General features: G+C 64.4%; 18 protein-coding genes. 6 read left to right on the top strand and 12 right to left on the bottom strand.

What is annotated here, in order from left to right; translation table 11 throughout:
- Nucleotides 1–89: 89 nt before the first annotated feature.
- Nucleotides 90–1,706: a GMC family oxidoreductase gene (locus tag JN280_RS17030; protein WP_202313745.1), complete on the bottom strand. Its 1,617-nt coding sequence runs from the start codon at nt 1,704–1,706 to the stop codon at nt 90–92.
- Nucleotides 1,707–1,925: 219 nt separating this feature from the next.
- Here JN280_RS17030 and JN280_RS17035 point away from each other — a divergent pair, with 219 nt between their 5' ends.
- Nucleotides 1,926–2,315, top strand: a complete 390-nt coding sequence (locus JN280_RS17035; protein ID WP_202313746.1) for an acyl-CoA thioesterase — start codon at nt 1,926–1,928, stop codon at nt 2,313–2,315.
- Between the two features lie 18 nt (nt 2,316–2,333).
- Here the strand turns inward: JN280_RS17035 and JN280_RS17040 are convergent, their stop codons facing one another.
- Complete coding sequence (locus tag JN280_RS17040; protein WP_202313748.1) at nt 2,334–2,723, bottom strand: winged helix-turn-helix transcriptional regulator; 390 nt, start codon at nt 2,721–2,723, stop codon at nt 2,334–2,336.
- A gap of 85 nt (nt 2,724–2,808) precedes the next feature.
- Here JN280_RS17040 and JN280_RS17045 point away from each other — a divergent pair, with 85 nt between their 5' ends.
- Nucleotides 2,809–3,411 carry an NADPH-dependent FMN reductase gene (locus tag JN280_RS17045; RefSeq protein WP_202313750.1) on the top strand — a complete coding sequence of 201 codons (603 nt, stop codon included), beginning with the start codon at nt 2,809–2,811 and terminating at the stop codon, nt 3,409–3,411.
- 153 nt (nt 3,412–3,564) lie between these two features.
- On the opposite strand, the gene JN280_RS17050 is transcribed toward JN280_RS17045, so the two are convergent.
- From JN280_RS17050 to JN280_RS17070, 5 genes are all read right to left on the bottom strand, one after another.
- Nucleotides 3,565–4,872 carry a hemolysin family protein gene (locus tag JN280_RS17050; protein ID WP_202313752.1) on the bottom strand — a complete coding sequence of 436 codons (1,308 nt, stop codon included), beginning with the start codon at nt 4,870–4,872 and terminating at the stop codon, nt 3,565–3,567.
- A 204-nt stretch (nt 4,873–5,076) separates the two neighbouring features.
- Complete coding sequence (locus tag JN280_RS17055) at nt 5,077–6,051, bottom strand: extensin-like domain-containing protein (protein WP_446720827.1); 975 nt, start codon at nt 6,049–6,051, stop codon at nt 5,077–5,079.
- Between the two features lie 112 nt (nt 6,052–6,163).
- Nucleotides 6,164–9,280 carry a Calx-beta domain-containing protein gene (locus JN280_RS17060; protein WP_202313754.1) on the bottom strand — a complete coding sequence of 1,039 codons (3,117 nt, stop codon included), beginning with the start codon at nt 9,278–9,280 and terminating at the stop codon, nt 6,164–6,166.
- Nucleotides 9,281–9,415: 135 nt separating this feature from the next.
- Nucleotides 9,416–10,252: an extensin-like domain-containing protein gene (locus JN280_RS17065; protein WP_202313755.1), complete on the bottom strand. Its 837-nt coding sequence runs from the start codon at nt 10,250–10,252 to the stop codon at nt 9,416–9,418.
- 95 nt (nt 10,253–10,347) lie between these two features.
- Complete coding sequence (locus JN280_RS17070) at nt 10,348–10,773, bottom strand: DUF3775 domain-containing protein (RefSeq protein ID WP_202313756.1); 426 nt, start codon at nt 10,771–10,773, stop codon at nt 10,348–10,350.
- Nucleotides 10,774–10,905: 132 nt separating this feature from the next.
- Between JN280_RS17070 and JN280_RS17075 the strand changes: the two genes are divergently transcribed.
- Nucleotides 10,906–11,256 (top strand): DMT family protein, encoded by a 351-nt coding sequence (locus JN280_RS17075; RefSeq protein WP_202313757.1) that lies wholly within the window; start codon nt 10,906–10,908, stop codon nt 11,254–11,256.
- A 121-nt stretch (nt 11,257–11,377) separates the two neighbouring features.
- Nucleotides 11,378–11,995 (top strand): tetratricopeptide repeat protein, encoded by a 618-nt coding sequence (locus JN280_RS17080; RefSeq protein ID WP_202313758.1) that lies wholly within the window; start codon nt 11,378–11,380, stop codon nt 11,993–11,995.
- A gap of 119 nt (nt 11,996–12,114) precedes the next feature.
- Here the strand turns inward: JN280_RS17080 and JN280_RS17085 are convergent, their stop codons facing one another.
- Complete coding sequence (locus JN280_RS17085) at nt 12,115–13,260, bottom strand: PQQ-dependent sugar dehydrogenase (protein WP_202313759.1); 1,146 nt, start codon at nt 13,258–13,260, stop codon at nt 12,115–12,117.
- A 104-nt stretch (nt 13,261–13,364) separates the two neighbouring features.
- Between JN280_RS17085 and JN280_RS17090 the strand changes: the two genes are divergently transcribed.
- Nucleotides 13,365–13,898 carry a PH domain-containing protein gene (locus JN280_RS17090; RefSeq protein ID WP_202313760.1) on the top strand — a complete coding sequence of 178 codons (534 nt, stop codon included), beginning with the start codon at nt 13,365–13,367 and terminating at the stop codon, nt 13,896–13,898.
- A 161-nt stretch (nt 13,899–14,059) separates the two neighbouring features.
- Nucleotides 14,060–14,533: a transcription elongation factor GreA gene (gene greA / locus JN280_RS17095; RefSeq protein WP_202313761.1), complete on the top strand. Its 474-nt coding sequence runs from the start codon at nt 14,060–14,062 to the stop codon at nt 14,531–14,533.
- A 343-nt stretch (nt 14,534–14,876) separates the two neighbouring features.
- Here the strand turns inward: greA and JN280_RS17100 are convergent, their stop codons facing one another.
- The 4 genes from JN280_RS17100 to rfaD all read right to left on the bottom strand — a co-directional run bounded on the left by JN280_RS17100 (nt 14,877) and on the right by rfaD (nt 19,601).
- On the bottom strand, nt 14,877–16,559 hold the full coding sequence (locus JN280_RS17100; RefSeq protein WP_202313762.1) for an isovaleryl-CoA dehydrogenase: 1,683 nt from the start codon (nt 16,557–16,559) through the stop codon (nt 14,877–14,879).
- A 155-nt stretch (nt 16,560–16,714) separates the two neighbouring features.
- Nucleotides 16,715–17,680, bottom strand: a complete 966-nt coding sequence (gene waaC / locus JN280_RS17105) for a lipopolysaccharide heptosyltransferase I (RefSeq protein ID WP_202313763.1) — start codon at nt 17,678–17,680, stop codon at nt 16,715–16,717.
- Entirely contained in the window at nt 17,677–18,678 is a 1,002-nt protein-coding gene (waaF, locus tag JN280_RS17110; protein ID WP_202313765.1) for a lipopolysaccharide heptosyltransferase II, read from the bottom strand. The genes waaC and waaF overlap by 4 nt, the downstream gene beginning before the upstream one ends.
- Nucleotides 18,651–19,601 carry an ADP-glyceromanno-heptose 6-epimerase gene (gene rfaD / locus JN280_RS17115; RefSeq protein ID WP_202313767.1) on the bottom strand — a complete coding sequence of 317 codons (951 nt, stop codon included), beginning with the start codon at nt 19,599–19,601 and terminating at the stop codon, nt 18,651–18,653. Before rfaD ends, waaF begins: the two co-directional genes overlap by 28 nt.
- Nucleotides 19,602–19,639 lie beyond the last annotated feature (38 nt).

Here is a 19,639-nt window from a genome sequence, read left to right on the forward strand (position 1 = left end):
TGGCTTCAGCCACGCTTCACCTGCTTGGCTACTTCTCTTGCCGCAGGATTTTTTTTCGGAAAACCGTGGCACACTTTTCCGAATCCTGCTCAGGCGTGATCGGCGAGGATGAGGTCTGCCCCCTTCCAGCCGGTCATGATCGAAGCGGCATTGGTGTTGCCGGTGATGTTGCCGGGAAAGACAGACGCATCGACGATGCGCAGGCCGGTGAGCCCATGCGCCTCGAGCTTCGGATCGACGACGGCGAGCGACGGGTCGGGCCCCATGCGGCAGGTCGAGACGGGGTGGTAGACCGTGCCGCTGCGCTTGCGGAAATCCAGGATCAGCTCGTCATCCGTCTTGCATGCCGGTCCCGGCAGGACCTCCTCGGCGATGACTTCGGACATGGCTTTGGTAGCCGCCATGCGGCGCAGGAACTTCACGGCATCGAGCATTTCGGCGACGTCGTCCTCAGTCGAGAAGGCGTTGGCGACGATCTTCGGATAGGCGCGGGGATCGCTGGAGCGGATCATGATCGAGCCGCTGCTGGTCGGCCGGCAATTGGACAGGCCGATCGAGAAGCCCGGCCAGGGGTCCGGCGACAGGATCGGCCGTTCGCCGCTTTTCGGGATGACGGTCGAGAAGGCCTGGAAATAGAGCTGCATGTTGGCGCGCTTGCGCGAGGGATCGGTGCGGAAAAAGCCGCCACCCTGGTTCATGCTCATCGAGAGCGGGCCCCCGCGCAGAAGGATATAGCGAACGCCCACCAGGAGCTTACCCCACCAGGGACGCAGGATCTGGTTGAGCGTCGGCATCGTTGCCTTGTAGGTGTAGTTGATGCCGACATGGTCCTGCAAATTGGCGCCGACATGCTCATTGGCATGGACGATCTCGATGCCGAGATCGCGCAGCAGAGCCGCCGGCCCGACGCCGGAAAGCTGCAGAAGCTGCGGCGAGTTGATCGAGCCGGCGCACAAGACTACCTCCCGGCCGGCGCGGACGGTGTGCGTGCGGCCGTCCTTGAGGTATTCGATGCCGGCCGCGCGTTTGCCCTCGAAGAGGATCCGGGTCGCCAGCGCGTTGGTCTCGACACGCACATTCGGGCGTTTCATGGCCGGACGCAGGAAGGCCCGCGCCGCCGACATGCGGCGGCCGTCCTTCGTGGTGATCTGGTAGACGCCGACGCCGTCCTGCGTGGCTCCGTTGAAATCCGGATTGAAGGGCAGTCCCAGTTCCTCGCCGGCCTTGAGGAAACGAAGGCAGAGCGGATGGACGCGATCGCTGTTGTCGGTGACATGGACCGGACCGCCGCGCCCGCGCCAGGCATCTTCGCCGGCCGCGTTGTCCTCGATCGCCTTGAAGATCGGCAGCAGGTCGTCAAAGCCCCAGCCGGGATTGCCGCCATCGCGCCAGCCGTCGAAATCCTCGCGCTGGCCCCGGACCCAGACCATTGCATTGATCGAACTCGAGCCGCCGAGAAGCTTGCCGCGCGGCCAGTGGTCGGCATTGCCGGCGAGGCCGGGGTCCGGCTCGGCCTTGTAGTTCCAGTTGACGGCGGGGTCGAAGAAGGTCTTCCCGTAGCCGAGCGGCATCTGGACGAAGAAACGGCGGTCCGAGCCGCCCGCTTCCAGGACGAGGACCGAGAAACGTCCGCTTGCGGAAAGACGTTCGGCGACGACCGAGCCGGCGGAGCCGGAGCCGACGATGATGAAATCGTAAGTCTGCATGGACAGGACACTGCTCGGCCGGATGAATCGGGCGAGCCTAGTCTTGCCCGTGCCGTCCCGGCGTCCGGGCTTACGGCATGGCTTGTGAAAAAAGCGACTGCCGGTCGTGGAGCAGACGGCCTGCAACGGGTTATGTCCATGCAACCGCGAGATCGATGCGCCGTTGACGGGCCACGGCGCCCGTCCTACGGACAGGTAACGACGTCGAGAGGGGCGAAGATGGAAGCAGAGCTGGACAAACCGGTGGGGGAATTGACGCTGCGCACGCTCGCCATGCCGGCCGACGCGAATGCGGCCGGAGACATCTTCGGCGGCTGGGTGATGGCGCAGATGGACCTCGCCTGCGGCATCCGCGCCGCCGAGCGGGCGAAAGGCAGGGTGGTCACGGCCGCGGTCAAGGAGATGTCCTTCGCCAAGCCGATGAAGATCGGCGACACGCTTTGCATCTACACGCATATTGAACGGGTCGGCCGGACGTCGATGGTGCTCAAGGTCGAAGCCTGGGCCCAGCGTTACCTGTCCGACCTGATGGAGAAGGTCACCGACGCCGACTTCATCATGGTTCGACTCGACGCCAGCGGCAAGCCGACGCCCGTACCCGAAGCCTGATCCACGAAAGCCTGTCCCCTATGCCGCGTGCGAAGGCTGCGGCGTGTGGACTTCATCGAAACGCCGGCGGGCTTCGTTGACGCGCGCGGTATTCTGCCGCGCCCATTCGCCGAGAGCGTTCACCGGAACGAGCAACTCTCGGCCGAGATCGGTGAGTTCATAGTCGACACGCGGCGGAATGGTCGGAAAGACGGTTCGGGTGACGAAACCGTCGCGCTCCAGTCCGCGCAAGGTCGTCGTCAGCATCTTCTGCGAAATCCCGCCGACCGCCTGTCTCAGTTCGTTGAAACGCATCGGGCCGTCACCCAGCTTGCCGACGACCAGGACAGTCCATTTGTCGCCGACACGCTGAAGAATCTCGCTGACCGCGCGGCAGTCCTCGGAGCGGTGCGGGTGCCTTGGTATCAAAAAGGTGCCTCCTTGCGGGTTCCTATCGTAGTCACCTAGATAGCGTCGGTATCCATTCTATACCAGGGTTCGAAAGGAGAGAACAATGTCCAAACCCAGAATCGCCGTGATCCTCGGATCGACGCGCGAGGCCCGTTTCGCCGATACGCCGGCCGCGTGGATTGCCGAACTTGCGGGCAAGCGCACCGATATCGAGGTTGAGCTGGTCGACTTGCGCGACTATCCGCTGCCGTTCTTCGACGAGGTCGCGTCCTCGCTCTATGTGCCGTCCACCAATGAAGTCGCCCAAAAGTGGCAGGAGAAGGTCGCCGAATTCGACGGTTTCATATTCGTCACCGGCGAATATAGCCGCGGCCCGACGGCGGCGCTGAAGAATGCACTCGACTACGCCTATACCGAGTGGAACAAGAAGGCGGTGGGCTTCGTCGGGTATGGCGGTGTCGGCGGCGCCCGCGCGATCGAGCAGCTTCGCCTCAACGTCATCGAATTGCAGATGGTCCCGGTGCGGACGGCCGTCCACATCGTGTGGGCCGACTATGCCGCGATCAAGGGCGGCCAGAACATCACCGAATTCGGCCATCTCAGTGCCGCTGCCGGCGATATGCTGGACCAGGTTTCCTGGTTCGCCCACGCTTTGAAAGCCGCACGCGATGCGGACGCCGCGACGGCCGATGCCAAGGCCGCCTGAGCAGCCGGGAAGTCCAGGGGTGGCGTCAGGCCACCCTGCAGCGTGTCGGGCGAGCAAGGATTCACGCGACACGCTGGAGGTGCTTGATCTAGCGCATGCCTCATTCCCGAAACCGTAGCGGACTTTCGAGAGACACGGTTTGGAGCATCGGGGTCAGCCGCGGGCTTCGCGGCGCGAGCCGGGGAGGCGCGATGCGAGCACCTTGTCGATGCGTCGCCCGTCGAGATCCACCACCTCGAAGCGCCAGCCCTGTGCATCCACCGACTCACCCGTCGCCGGCAGATGATGCATGTGCGACAGCACATAGCCGGCGACGGTCTCGTAGTCCCGGTTGTGAGGCAGGTCGATGCCGAGCTGGTCGGCCATCTCGTCGGCCTGCATATAGCCGGCGAGCAGCCAGGAGCCGTCTTCGCGCTGCACCATGACGGTGTCGTCCTCGTCGAGATCGGCCCGGAATACGCCGGTGATTGCTTCCAGAATGTCGGCCGGTGTGACGATACCCTCGAAATGTCCGTATTCGTCGTGGACCAAGGCTACCGGGACATCGGATTCCTTCAGCGTGGCAAGGACGTCGAGCGCGTCGGCCTGATCATGGACGATCGGCGCGGACCGCACATATTTGCGCGGCTCGAACGGCTGGCCCGACAGCGCGGCGGCCAGGAGCTCGCGCGACTGGACGACACCGATCATGGCGTCCACCGACCCCTCGCCCACCGGGAGGCGCGAATGCTGGGTTTCGATCAGGAGCTTGCGGGTCGTCGCCTCGTCGGCCTCGACATTGAGCCAGTCGACCTCGGTGCGCGGCGTCATGACAGCGCGCACCGCACGATCGCCGAGCCGCATGACGCCCGCGATCATGCGGCGCTCGTCCGATTCGATCGTGCCGTGATGCTCGGCTTCCGCCACCAGCATCTTGATTTCCTCGTCCGTGACCTTGTCGGCGCTTTCCTTGCGCTGGCCGATCAGCCACAGCACGGCGCGGCCGGAAATGTCGAGCAGCCAGACGATCGGCGCGGCCACTCTCGCAAGCAGGGTCATGGCCGGCGCCACGCGCACGGCGATGGCTTCGGGATTGCGCAGGGCGAGCTGCTTGGGGACGAGTTCGCCGATGATCAGCGAGCCGTAGGTTATCACAGCCACCACGATGCCGACGCCCAGCGCGCTGGCTGCAGCGACGCCCATGCCGTTCTGGATGAGCAGGGCAGACAGGCGTTCGCCGAGCGTGGCGCCGGAGAAGGCGCCGGAGAGGACGCCGACCAGCGTGATGCCGATCTGCACGGTCGAGAGGAACCGTCCCGGATTTTCGCCCAGCGCGAGCGCGCGTGCGGCGCCACCGACGTCCCGCTCGATCATGGCCTTCAGCCGGGCTGGCCTCGAGGAGACGATGGCGAGCTCGGACATCGCCAGCAGGCCGTTCAGGAAGATGAGAACGATGACGGTCCCGATTTCGAAATAAATCATGGCAGACCCAATAGCATTGCGTCCGCCGCCTGATGAAGAGCAAAAAGACTGATCCAGGCGACCATCGTGCCGCAGGGGAAAGCTACTCTCTCAACACGGCGAGCTTGGCGATGCCGTCGGCGAAACAGGGGTCGCCGCCGCCATTGCGCCTGTTTTGCCTCGGTCTCCGGCCCTCAAGCACCAGCGGATGCGATGGCCAAAGCATCAGCGGCAGGCGACGCGGCCGTTGCGACGGGCCTTGATGTCGAAATGGAAGTGGTTGCGGTGGTCCCAGTCATAGCCCGGGCCGAGCACCGTGTTGAAATATTCGCACCCGTCCGCCCGCACCGAATTGAGGAAGCCCCGCTGGCGGAAAGCGAACCAGCCGGGTTTGCGCACATCGATGTCGCGGCCGTTGTTGAGCTCGATGCGCATGATATCGAGCGCGTTGCCCTTCGAATGCTCGGAGGCCACGCCCGTGCCCCTGATCCTGCGGCAGGAGTAGCTCGACCCCTGGTGGATGGTCTTCACGCCCGAGAAGTAGCGGGTGCGCGCCGTGGGGGCCAACTCCCTCCGCGTCCAGGCGGCGAAGGTGGCGGCCATCTCGCAGCGCAGGCTGGCGGCGGGCTTCATCTGGATCCTGCCGATCGCCGAGACCTTCACAGGGTGCTCGATCCGGCACGCCCCACCATCATTGATCGGCGCAAGATCCACATATTGCACGCCCAGCCGCTCCAGTTCCTTGCGGCATGAAACCTCGTCGGCCGGCATGATTTCTGGCTTGGCCGGCGACATTTCCGGCAGCGCCTCGATCGGATTGTCGACGCGGGGGTAGGCGGCGACCATCGGTTCGGTCGGGGCTTCGGGCAGGGCCGGTACCGCCGGCGCGACCGCCGCCATCTCCGTGGGTGCCGGTTCGGCGGGCAGGGTCGCCGTGGCCAGCCCGTCGGATGGGACTGCCGGCGCCGGCGCGTCAGGGAGTGCGGCGGGAGCCAGGTCGTGCGCCGCGCCGGCCGCAAAGGACGCGGTGGTGGTGCCGACATCGACTTCCGGGCGCAGCGAAAGCACATTGTCGGTGCTGCAGGCCGACATCATGGCCGCCGCCAGCAGGGCTGTTCCAAACACCGCGTGTCGCCCCCGGAGGCCGGAGCGACGAAAGTAGATGACGTCGGCGAGGCTGTCGCCGAAGAAGGATGACATCGATCCGTCCCTTTCGCCCGGGACGATAGCGGCGAAGGGTAAAGGAAAGCTCAGCGGCGATGTTTACGGCTATGGCCGAAATCCGGCGATGGTCCAGTTGCTGTCGCTCCGGTCAGATCACCTGGAAATCCGCGTAGGTCAGCGCGAGGTTGGGCACCAGAGTGGCGAAGTGTGTGGCCCCGCCCGCGGCGGAGCCGTTGGCGTCGTAGAAGAGCTTACCGGTGTCGGTCTCGTAGATGATCCGGTCGCCCGCGTCATGGGCCAGGCCGGTCGTGCTTTTCCAGAACTTGCCGGCTGCGAGCGTTCCTACTATCGCCCCGAGCCCCGGCATTGCCGCGTTCTCGAGTCGAATCGTATCGGCCGCAACATTGAAATCCGTGACGCGATCGACATTGGCGGCCGCATTGAGGGTGGTTCGGAAGTCGAAATAGTCGCTGCCAAGCCCGCCGGTGAGCGTGTCATTACCCCCCATACCGTTGATCACGTTGTTTCCGGCATTGCCGGTGATGGTCTGGGCGATTTCGTTGCCAGTAAGGTTTAGCGCGGTAGCGCCTGCTGCGGAGGTGGTCGCAAGGGCTTCCACATGCTGCCCGGTCGTGAGCGCGTAGCTCACCGAGGTGTAGACAGCGTCCGTGCCCTGGTTCGCGGCCTCGAACACCCTGTCTCCAGCGTTGTCGACAGAAAAGCGGTCATTGCCGAGGCCGCCATACATCCGGTCCGCGCCGCTGCCGCCATTCAGGACGTCGTTGCCCGCATAGCCGTAAAGGAGGTTGTTGGCCGTGCTGCCGGCAATCACGTTGGACAGCGCGTTGCCGAGTCCGGAAATCGCGGAGGAACCGACCAGCGTCAACCTTTCGATCGTCCCATAGCTTGCCAGGTTGCGGCTGATGGTGGAGGTGATGGTGTCGATGCCGGATGTATCGCTGACGACGTCGCTTCCATTCTCCAGGACAAAGGTGTCGTTGCCCGCGGCGCCGATGAGCGTGTCGGCACCGAGGCCGCCGATGAGAACGTCGTTACCATCGTCACCGTAGAGCCTGTCATTTCCTGCGAGGCCGTAGACATAGTCGTTGCCCGTTCCGCCACGCAGGGTATCGTTGCCTAGGCCGCCATAGATCACTTCATGGATCGTATCGTCGTTGAGGATGGTGACGGTGCCGACACTACCCAAGGTCCCGTTCTTGATGACGCTGTTGGGCGTGACGCGCAGCGAGAAGGTTTCTGTGCCTTCGAGCACCCGATCGCCATTCACCGCGACCTGGATTGCAGCGACGGTCTGACCAGCGAGGAAGGTGATGGTTCCGCTCTTGCCGACGTAGTCTGAACCGGCCTTGGCCGTTCCGTCCAAGGTGGTATAGGCGAGCGTCAGGTTGGCCGTGTGGGGCTGCGACAGATGCACCTCGAAGACGGCGTATTTCTGGCCGCTCTGGCCCTCCGCCATGGTCGAACTCGATACGAACATTGCGAGGTTCGAGCCGGTGCCGTCATTATCGAGGATGGTGCCGAGCGTGCGCAGGGTCGGCTCGCCGCCGGCGAGCACGGCATTCGTCGGATTGGACAGTTCGAGCCACATCGATTCGTCGACTTCGTCGACGGTGTCATGATAGGTTTGAATCTCCACATAGCCGACCGTTTCGCCGGCTGCGATCTTCAGGGTCCCACTGCGAGCGTAATAGTCAGAACCGGTTGCCAGGCCGGTTCCCGCAACGGTCTTGTAGGCGACGGAGATCTCGCGGGTCGAAGCGGCTGATAGGGTCACCTTGTACCGCATGACGCCGTTTTCGGTGATTTCGGCCGGCTCGACCGAAAGAACCGGTACGGAACCGGTGCCGGTGTCGTTGTCGAGAATCGTGCCGACGCCGGAAGACCCGAGCGTGCCGTTCTTGATGTTGGAGTCTGGTGTGACGACGAGGGAGAAGCACTCACTTCGTTCGTCGAGCGTGTCGCCATTGACCAGGACTTCGACGGTTGCGACCGTTTGGCCGGCGAGGAAGGTTACGGTGCCGGTCTTGGCGACATAGTCGCTTCCGGCCAGCGCCGATCCATCGGCGGTCCTGTAGGCCAGCGTCATGTTGGCACTGTGCGGCCTGGTCAGATGGACCTCGAAGACCGCCGTCTTCTGGCCGCTGTTGCCTTCAACGAGCGTCGGGCTCGACACGAAAAGTCCGAGATTCGAACCGGTGCCGTCGTCGTCAAGCACGGTTCCGAGCGCGCGCAGGCTCGGCTCCCCGCCGGCGAGGACGGCATTCGCCGGGTTGAACAGGTCGAGCCAGATCGATTCGTCGACTTCGTCGGCCGTGTCGTGATAGGTCTGGATTTCGATGTAGCCGACGGTCTCGCCGGCCGCGATCGTGAGGGCGGCGGAACGGGCATAATAGTCCGAGCCGGTCGCGTTGGCGGTTCCTGTCACCGTCTTGTATTCGACAGTGACTTCATCGACGGAAGGTGACGACAATGTCACCTTGTAACGCAGGGCGCCATTTTCGGTGATTTCGCCGGGTTCGATCGACAGGACCGGCAAAGCGCCGGTGCCGGTATCGTTGTCCAGAATCGTCCCGGTACCGGTGGAGCCCAGGGTTCCGTTCTTGATATTGGTGTCTGGTGTCACGACGAGGGAGAAGAACTCGCTTCGTTCGTCGAGCGTGTCGCCATTGACCAGGACTTCGACCGTCTTGACCGTTTCGCCGGCGAGGAAGGTGACGGAGCCGGCCTTGGCGATGTAGTCGCTTCCAGCCTTGGCGGAACCGTCGGCAGTCCGGTAGGCGAAGGTGAGATCACCCGCATTCGGCCGCGAAAGATGCACTTCGAACACCGCGACCTTCTGGCCGTTATTGCCTTCGACGAGGGTGGGGCTCGATACGAAAAGCGAAAGATTCGACCCGGACCCGTCGTCGTCAAGCATGGTGCCAAGAGCCCGCACCGTCGGTTCGCCGCCGGCGAAGGTCGCGTTGGTGGGGTTGAACAGATCGAGCCAGATCGATTCATCGACTTCATCGGCGGTGTCATGGTATGTCTGGATTTCGATATAGCCGACGTTCTCTCCAGCCGCGATGACGAGCGTCCCCGACCGCGCATAGTAGTCGGAGCCGGTTGGGCTGGCGGTGCCGGGAATGGTTTTGTAGTCGATCCTGATCTCGTCGACCGATGATTCCGACAACGCGACAGCGAAACGAAGCCTTCCGTTTTCCGGACTATCCGCGCGTTCGACGGTGATCGTTGGAACGGCCATATCCAACTCCCAAGCTTTCAGTTGCCAAATTTTTCGGCAAGTGATCAGGCGGATGCCGTTCCAATCAATTCAGGAAAACGGCTTATCCTATTCTTGATAAATATTTCGGGCGGTGGTTCTAAATCTCTTTCATTCTTACCGGCAATACGTCGCGCCGCTTCGGCGATGTGCAAGGTCGAGATGGAAGTGCTGTGCATGGTCGGCGTCTGTGCCGGGGCCGAGCACCGTCTTGAAGGGGCCGCAGGCTGTCATGCGCACCCGTGCCAGGAAATCCGCGTCCTTGGGAGCGCTGGTCGCCGTGACCGCGATCGACCGGCCGTCGGCGAGAGAGAAGCTGCCGATGTCGAGCGCGTTGCCGAATGCGTGCTCGGAAAGCTTGGTGGTGCCGTTGCGTGGCCGGCAGACATAGGCGGAACTGTTGCCGATCGCGACGAGTTCGGACCCGAGGATAGATTTCGCGGCCGGCGCGATCACTTCGGCAGTGAGCTTCGCGGCCGCTTCGGCCGTTGCACAGTTCAGGACGGCTGCCGGGCTGAGCTCGACGCCCGGGCCGAGGGAGCGCACGGTCAGGGGATGCGGAACGGAGCAGCCAGTTGGATCGGAGACGGGGGCGTGTTCCGTGAACTCGACGCCCCGTGCGCGCAGCCGGGAACGGCAGGCCAATTCCTCGGTCGCGACCGGTGGAGTTTTGCTGCGAGGTGTGTCGCCCGTCTCCCGCGCTGAAGACGTGCCGGGATCGGGACGGGGTTCCGGCGAAGGCGCCTTGGACGCTTCGGAGGCCGTCTCCTCCCTCGGTCCCGTGTCAGGCCTTGGTTCCGGTCGCGGCGGCCTGGTGATCTCGGCAGGCTGGCGTGGCGAGGCCGTCGGCCGGGGGGCGGTCGGTGGAAGCGTTGGCGTCACAGCGCCGGCCTCGATGGAGAAGGCGAGAAGGGCCGTGACGGCACTCAGGCCCTTCGTTCGGAATGTTGCCATATCGGCAACATGGCGTCCTGCCGAACCACATCAACGACCGGCGCCATCACTTTGAATTACGCGAAATTACCGGCTCCGGTTGGAGAGTCGGACCGTCAGGCGCCGATCGCCTCCAGACCTTCCTCCAGATAGTCGGCGAGCATCGGCATCCCCAGCAGATAGGAGGAGGTACGTTTGTTGCCGCGCTGTCGGGCCTCGGCCACGGCCTCGACCCATTCCGCCGCGTCGAAATCTCCGCGCCCGACCCAGGCGAGCGCCACCAATTCGGCCGCCTCGTCGATGTTGAGATCGTCGATCAGCTCCCGCAACTCCTCTTCGGTGAGGTTCTCCTCCTCCTCTTCGGCGAGCCCATCGTGGTTGTGGCTTTCGCGCGCGTCGCCGTCGAGCTCGACCTCATGCTCGCTGCCGTCGGTGTAGTCGTCGTTCAGGGCGGCGCTGATGGCTTTGGCCTTCAGGATGAACAGCCGTACGGTATCAGGGCCGATGGCGAGCTCCCATTCCCTTTCGGATTGCCGATGCACAGGCCAACTCCTTGTCCGCGCTCGGCAACATAGCGCATTTCGGGCGCCGGAGCAGCATGTTCGCTTGGACACCGATTGACAGGAGGCCGGCATCGACTCAAATGCGCCGTCTCTCGCTTGGAACAACCTCCCATGTCATCCCTGCTTTCGCCGAAGATCCTGCCGATCGTTCTGCTTGTTGCCTCGAACGTCTTCATGACATTCGCCTGGTACGGCCATCTGAAGTTCAAGATGGCGCCGCTCTACGCGGCCGTCATATTGAGCTGGGCCATAGCGTTTTTCGAATACTGGCTCGCCGTACCCGCCAATCGCATAGGGCACCAGGTCTATTCGGCTGCGGAACTGAAGACGATGCAGGAGGTCATCACGCTGGCCGTCTTCGTCCTCTTTTCAATTTTCTATCTGAGGGAGGCGATCACCTGGAACCATGTACTGGGTTTCGTCCTCATTGCCGGCGGCGCTGCGCTGATCTTTCGGGGATAGGCCGCCGCTGGTCATGGCCGGCCGATCGTCTTCAAATGTGATGTGGTCGTGTCGGCGGGCGGGAATAATCGGTTTCAGGCAAGCGTTTGGGTCTCCATGCACCTCTTTCCAGGAGGGATCCATGCACGGAAAACTCGCCAAGCGCCTCGCCTCGGCGCTGCTCGTACTGCCTTTGCTGGCGGTCCCGGTCCATGCTGCGGGCGGCGGGGGAGGCGGAGGTGGCTCCGATGGAGGCGGCGGAGGTGGCTCCGGCGGAGGTTCCGGTGGAGGCTCCGGCGGCGGCAACGGCGGCGACTCGCCGACCATCGTGAAATGCAGGAAGGGCCAGGTCTGGAACACTCGCAGGCAGAGATGCGTCATCCCCAGGCAGGGGCAGCTCGACGACGACAGCATCTACGACGCCGGACGGGAGTTCGCGCTGGCCGGGCGCTACGGCGAAGCGATCGCCGTGCTCAGCCTCGCCTCCGGGAAGTCGGACCCGCGGATCCTCAACTATCTCGGCTATTCGCACCGCATGCAGGGGCGCGTGCTGGTCGGCCTCGGCTATTACGAGGAAGCGCTGCGCGTCAATCCGGACTACACGCTGGCGCGGGAGTATCTGGGCGAGGCCCATCTCCAGCTCGGCAATGTCAAGGCCGCTCTTGGGCAACTGACGGAGATCGAGAAACGCTGCGGCAAGGGCTGCAAGGAATATACCGAACTCGCCGACAGGATCGCGGCGTTCGGGAAGCGGGGCTGAGGCAGGGCCAGACCCCGGGCGTGGGCGTCCTCTCCGCCGGCCGGCGCGGGGTGCCGGCGGAAGGATGACCATGAATCACGACCGGTAACCCGAACGCCTCCGGGCGTTGCACCGACCGCCTATCGTCCCCGCGACAACCGCACGACCGCGCCTTCGTCTTCGTCGGTCAGCAACCAGACCGCGCCATCGGGCGCAATGGCCACGTCCCGGATGCGGCCGAACTCTTCTTTCAGCATACGCTCCTCGCCGACGATCTCGCCCGCTTCGTTGCGGTCAAGCCGAGCCAGGAGTTCGAACTTCAGCGATCCGACGAGGAGGTCGCCCTTCCATTCCGGGAACATATCGCCTTGATAGGACGCGAGCCCCGACGGCGCGATGGACGGATCCCAATAATAGAGCGGCTGTTCGTAGCCGGGGGCCTCGGTGCCGATGCCGATCTTCGTGCCGGAATAGTTGACGCCATAGGAGATCACCGGCCAGCCGTAGTTCTTGCCGGCTTCCGGCCGATTCACTTCATCGCCGCCCCTGGCGCCGTGCTCGACCGTGACGAGGCCGTCCCAGACCGGATCGAAGACCGCACCCTGTATGTTGCGATGGCCTTTCGACCAGAGTTCCGGCAGCCATTCGGCGCCCTCGGGAGACGCATTGCCTGGCGGCACGGATCCATCGGTATTTATCCTTATCACCGCACCGGCGCTGTCGCGTGGATCCTGGGCCCGATCGCCTTGTCCGCGGTCGCCGGTGGTGATGAACAACGTCCCGTCGGGTCCGAACACCAGCCGCGATCCAAAATGCTGCGTCTTGCCGGTCTTGCGGGCCATCGAGAAGATGGTCCTCACGTCCTCCAGCCGTGCCGTGCCGCCGTCCCTTGCAAGCCGCGCGCGTGCCACGGCGGTGCCGGCGCCGCCTTTTCCCGGCTCAGAGAAACTGAAGAAGATCGTTTCGGAGGAGGCGAAGTCGGGAGCCACGGCCACGTCGAGAAGGCCTCCCTGACCGCGGGCGGCGACCTTGGGTACACCCTCGACCGGATCAGAAAGTGCTCCGGCCGTCCAAAGCCGCATGCGTCCGGGCCGCTCGGTGACGATCGCGCTTCCGTCGGGGAGGAAATCGAGACCCCAGGGGTGCTCCAGCCCGTCGGCGACGATCGACGCCGTCACCGCCACCCTGTCCGTGACGATCGCGCGCTCATCAGCCATGGCGCCGGCGGCGCCGAGTGCTGTCCATGAAACGAGGGCGAGGGCAAAGCGGGCACGAATCTTCGGCATGATCCCGACATAGGTATGCGATCGTATCGCGCAAGGTCCGCACCAAGCACAGGCGGTAAAAGGCGTCCGTGCTGGATCACAAGCGGGTGAATGAATCGTCTGATATGCGTGGTGACAACGACAATCCCGAAAAGGGAGAGAAGCAGGATTTCCGTGCATCGCGCCTGGCGGTCTTCCTGCCGACGCTGGTGATCGCGATCGGTTCCTGCGCGCTGCTTGTCCTGCTCGGGTTCTCCGGGAAATGGGGAACCGTTCCGGCATGGCTCTGCCTGGCCATGCTGACGATGGTGCCGGCGCTCGCTGTTCATGCCCTGCTGCGGGCCCTGACCACCAGGGTGATGCTGCTCAGGGACGCCGTGCGGATCGAACGCGGCTTCCCGTCGTCGCGTGGTGTCGACATTCCCTATGCGCTCATCAAGGGCATGCGCGTCACGCAGCGGCCGGCGATACGGCCAAGGAGGCGCGGGACGCTCGTCTTCATGCTTGCCGACGGGACGAAGGTCGCGGTACCCGATCTGTTCGACGCTGACCGTGCGATAGCTGCCATCCGGGGGCTGGCCGAAGAAAATCTTGCGACTGTCGCAATGCCCGCGCGCTCCGCAAGGCCCTGCGATGAAGAATCGGCGATTGTGGGATGAGGAACGGTAACCGGATTTTTAGCGTGAAAAAGTCTCGGCGATTGCTATATTATATGCGAATGAGGTGAAACGGTTCCGTTAGCCCGAGGCTGCCGGACCGTTTTCTTTTTTGCCTTGCGGCCGGGTTTCGGCCGCAAGGCGAACCGGAGAAGAGGTTGGAAATGAACAAGGTCCCGATGACCGCAAACGGCTTCCAGACGCTGAAGGAAGAGCTCCGTTGGCGTCAGCAGGAGGAACGCCCGCGCATCATCGAAGCTATTTCGGAAGCGCGCTCGCATGGCGATCTCTCGGAGAATGCCGAGTATCATGCCGCCAAGGAGGCCCAGAGCCTCAACGAAGGCCGCGTCGCCGAACTCGAGGACCTGATCGCGCGCGCCGAGGTCATCGACGTGTCCAAGCTCTCCGGCGAAAAGGTGAAGTTCGGCGCGACCGTGGTGCTCGTCGACGAGGACACCGAGGAAGAGAAAACCTACCAGATCGTGGGCGACCAGGAAGCCGACGTGAAGTCGGGACGGATCTCCATTTCCTCGCCGATCGCCCGCGCGCTCATCGGCAAGGAAGTCGGCGACGCCATCGAGGTGAATGCGCCTGGCGGCGCTCGCGGCTACGAGATCGTCCAGGTCAATTTCTTCTGATACCGGCGGCCGATAGATCGACCGCTGGCGCGCGTGGCCCTCGCCTTTCGGTGCGAAAGCCAGGCTGCCCGGACGGGGCGCGCCGGGGATCGAGGTTGGGTGCATGCACCGCATTCGGGCCGCCCCGGTGCCTCACCTTCCACACCCGTTTGCGTAGAATGAAGCGCCGCGCGCGTCCAAATTGACACGCGACGCTTCATGATCGAGCCAGGGCCTGTTCGATGTCTGCGTCAGAAACCGTCAGGGGACAGGCTTCGCCTCCCGGACATCAACCGCGACCACGGAGTCCGGGCCGGCCTGGCGGCTTCACGCGGGGTCAGCCGGGTCAATATAGCGCCGGTAACTACCTCGGCCTGGACCGTTCGATGATGGCCTCGAAGTCGGTCCCCTTCGGCAGCGCGCCATATTGGTGCGCTCCATGGCTGTCGAGTCGGGAAGCGCAGAAGGCCTCCGCGACTGTCGTCGGCGCGTGCCGAAGCAGCAGGCTTGCCTGCAGGCCGGTCGCCAGGCGATCCACCAGATCGCGCCCTCGCTCCTCGAAGTCGTCGGTGACGCGCAGGTCCGTCCTCAGCGAGCCGATGTGACGGTCCAGTATCTTGCTGCCGCCCCTTGCGAGGTCGACTTCCGCGAAATAGGCGTCGACCGTCTCGGGCGTGCGGCGCATCGCGCGAAGAACATCGAGGCACTGCACGTTGCCCGAGCCTTCCCAGATAGCGTTGACCGGTGACTCGCGGAAGAGCCTCGGCATGGGACTGTCTTCCATGACGCCCGAACCGCCGATGCACTCCATCGCCTCATAGGCCAGGGCGGGGTTCCGCTTGCAGATCCAGTATTTTCCAATGGCGGTGCCAAGGCGGGTCAACTGGGTCTCATGCGCGTCCGACGGCTCGTCCAGGGCACGCGCGATGCGCATGGTGAGTGCGATGGCGGCCTCCGTTTCGAGAGCAAGGTCGGCTAGAACGTTGCGCATCATCGGCTGGTCGATCAGGCGCTTTCCGAAGGCATGTCGCTGACTGCAATGGTCGATCGCCTGGCTCGTCGCCATGCGCATGCCCGCCGACGAACCGACCATGCAGTCGAAGCGCGTCATGGCAACCATCTCGATGATGGTGGCGACGCCTCGGCCTTCTTCGCCAACCATCCATCCCAGAGCGCCTCGCAATTCGGTTTCGCTCGAGGCATTCGAGGCGTTTCCCATTTTCTTCTTGAGCCTCAGCACCTGCAGCGGGTTCTTTGTCCCATCAGGCCGCCAGCGCGGTACCAGGAAGCACGAAAGGCCCCCTTCGGTCTGTGCGAGCACGAGAAATGCATCGCACATCGGAGCCGAAACGAAGAACTTGTGGCCGACGAGCTCGTAAGCCTGGCCCGGCCCGCCGGCGCCGACGGGAATGGCGCGCGTGGTGTTGGCACGAACGTCCGATCCACCTTGTTTCTCGGTCATGGCCATGCCGATGGTGACGCCCTGCTTCTGTTCGACGGGAACATTGCGGGGATCGTAGATGCGGGCGAGCATCTTCGGGAGCCAGTCCCGGGCGAGTTCCGGCTGCCGTCTCAGGCAGGGCACCGCCGCGAAGGTCATGGTGACGGGGCAGCCGTGGCCGGCTTCGACCTGGCTGTGCATAAAGAAGCGGGCAGCGCGTGCGACATGGGCACCCGGCCGAGGTTCCTCCCATGGCGAGGAATGCAGGCCTTCCTCGATCGAAGTCGTCATGAGACGATGATAGGCCGGATGGAATCGAACGAGGTCGACACGCCTGCCGTAGCGGTCATGGGTATCGAACTCGGGCAGATGCCTGTTCGCGAGCGCGCCGAGTTCCAGATACTCCGCCGATCCGATCCGCGCGCCGAAATCAGCGAGATCGTTCGCGGCCCATCCGGCGCCTTCCCGTATGACAGCCTCCTTCAGCGGCACGTCGGCGCTGAAGAGATTGTAGTCCGCCAGTTCGAAGGGCTGGTTGATCACGTCATGGGTGACGGCGCCGTAGCGGTCCAGGGCGGGAGCGCCAACAAGGGTAGCGTCTGGCATTGGTATCTCCGGTTGCTGGAAATCGCGTTATGATCGCGCATTCGGGCCTTGTCGTCATTTCATTTTCAAGCGCGGCCAGGCTGGCGGCGCGACATCCTTGTCATGGCGACGACCAGTCGGGGCGTATCTCGCGCAGGGCCGTGCCGGTACCGCGATCAGACCCGTGGTTCGAGCAATTGGTCCGCGACAGCCAGAACGCGCCCGACTGAGACGCCGCCGCCAGGCGTCTCTGCCGCCAGCGCGACCGAACACGGTCCGACGGGGCCGGTGAGGCCGGGTTCGGTCGCAAGGAATATGGCTATTGTCGGCACGCCGAAGGCGCTGGCGAGATGCATCAGCCCCGTATCCGCGCCGATCACCAGGCTGGCCCTGCCGATCTCGGCCGCGATCGCGGTCAGCGGCGAGCGCGGGATGACGACGGTTTCGGGAACCGCATCGGCGATCCCTTCGGCGACCGCCTGCTCGGCGGGGTTCGACCAAGTCGTGACGGGCGTGAAGCCGCGTGCGACGAGTGCCTTGGCGGTCTCGGTCCATGCGGGCAAGGGCCATTTCTTGCTTTCCCAGCTAGTGCCGTGCAGCAGGAATGCCGTGCGGGCACCGTAAGGCGGGGTCTGCGCCACCGGCGCCACGATGCCGTTCTCGATACTGGAGAGGTCGGGCTGGTAGCCGAGGGCCGCGCCGAACAGCAGTCGCGTGCGGCTGATCGCGTGAAGGCCGCGGGCAACCGCATAGTGGTCGCGATAGAACAGCGCCGACAGGCCCTCCCGTGCGCTGTTGCGGTCGAAGCCGGCGATCGGCGCGCCGGCGAGTTTTGCCAGGAAGACGCTCTTCAGCAGCCCCTGCGCGTCGATGACGAGGTCATAGCGGGGCGCGCGCATGTCTTTCCGCACCTTGCCCACTGCCGCCCGGGTGGCTGCGGAGAGCGGCGCCTTGCGCCAGGAACGCACCGCCACCTTGTGGATGCGTTCGATGCCTGGATGCAGCGCCGCCAGGCCGGCGAAGGGCTCCTCCACGCACCAGTCGAAGGTGATGTCGGGCCGGTGCCGCAGCGCGTCGGTCACCGAAGGGAACGTATGGATCACGTCGCCCATGGACGAGGTCTTGACGATCAGCACCCTCATGGCGATGCCTGCATCAGCCGTTGCGCGGCGGCGAACACACGGTCGACATCGAGCTTGTTCAGGCAATCGAGATGGCCGAGCGGGCAGATCCGCTTGTGGCAGGGCGAGCAGTCGAGCCCCAGCCAGACGAGCTCGCGCCGTTCGCTGAGCGGCGGCGTGTTCTTCGGCGAGGTCGAGCCGTAGACGGCGACGACAGGCGTGCCGACGGCGGCGGCGACATGCATGAGGCCGCTATCGTTCGACAAGGCTAGGCGTGCCGACGCGAGGAGGTCGATCGCATCCTCCAGGCGTGTGCTGCCGGCGAGGTCGACGGCGCCCGGCGCAAGGGCGGCGATCTCCGACGTCACCGGCCGGTCGTTGGCCGAACCGAACAAGGCGACCTGAAGGCCCTCCGCCAGGAGGCGGCGGGCGAAGTCGGCATATTGCTCCGACGGCCAGCGTTTCGCGGGGCCGAACTCCGCTCCCGGCATCAGCGCGGCGAAGTTGCCCTTGGTGAGGCCATGGCGGGCGAGTTGCGCCCGCTGGTTCGTCGCATCCACGCTCAGCCGGGGCGGGCGGAAGCTGCCGCCGCCGGCCAGGCCGAAGAAGGCCTCCGCCGTCTTGCGTTTCAGGCTTTCGGGAAGCGGAACGATATCGTTAACGAGACCGTAGCGCATCTCGCGCCTGTGGCCCGTGCGGCGGGGAATGCCGGCGAAGAACGGCACCAGCGCCGACTTCCAGCTGCCCTGCATGACAAAGGCCTGGTCGTAACGGCCCTTCAGAGCACGGCCCGTCCGCCAGCGCAGGCCAAGCTCGAGCTTGTTGCGGGAAAAGGGCGCGTCGATGCGGGCGCGCACTTCGGGCATGCGCCCGACCAGGGGGGCGGCCCAGGCCGGCGCCATGACGTCGATCGCGGCGTCGGGATGAAGCTCTTTCAGCGCGATGAACAGCGTCTGGGCCATGACCATGTCGCCGACCCAGCGCGGGCCGATCACGAGGATGGATGGGCCTTCAGCCATTCGACATATTCTCTGGTGCCGGTCTCGAGGTCGCGGAAGGTCCCATTGTAGCCGGCCGCGCGCAGCCGGGACATGTCGGCCTGGGTGAAGCTCTGGTAACGGCCCTTCAGATGGTCGGGGAAGTCGACATATTCGATTTCCCCCCGCCCGAGCGATGCGATCACGGTCTCGGCGATGGTGCGGAAGGGCTGGGCCCTGCCGGTGCCGCAGTTGAAGATGCCGCTGATGCCGCGCCGCCAGAGCCACAGATTGACGTCGGCCACGTCGCCGACATGGATGAAGTCTCGGCTCTGCTCACCCGGGCCGTAGCCGTCATAGGCGCCGAAGAGCTTCGGATCCTCGCCGCGCTCGACCTGATTGAAAAGATGGAACGCGACCGAAGCCATCGCGCCCTTGTGGGCCTCGCACGGGCCGTAGACGTTGAAATAGCGCAGGCCGACCACGGGCGAGTGCTCGGTCGGGAAGACCCTGGCCCTGACATAGTCGTCGAACAGCTTCTTCGAATAGCCGTAGACATTGAGCGGTCGCTCGAATTCCGGCTCCTCGCGGAATTCCGCGCTGCCGCCATAGACGGCCGCCGACGAGGCATAAAGGAAGGGCACGCGCCGGCCGAGGCAGAAATGCAGGAGCTTCTTGGAGTAGGCGTAGTTCACCTCCATCATGAACTTGCCGTTCCATTCCGTCGTGGCGGAGCAGGCGCCCTGGTGGAAGACGACGTCGATCTTGTCGAACGCGTCGCGCTCGACCAGGGCCAGGAATTCATCCTTGTCGAGATAGTCCGAGATTGCGAGGTCGGCGAGGTTGCGGAACTTCGTGCCGTCGGTCAGGTCGTCGACGGCGACGATGTCGGTGCGGCCGGCCGCGTTCAGCGCCGCCACGATGTTGGAGCCGATCATGCCCGCTCCGCCGGTGACCACGATCATGGCCTTCTCCTGCCGCTCGTTGGTTGGTGCGAGCTTAT

This window comes from Mesorhizobium sp. L-8-10, from assembly GCF_016756635.1.
In the GTDB taxonomy this organism is placed as follows: Bacteria; Pseudomonadota; Alphaproteobacteria; order Rhizobiales; family Rhizobiaceae.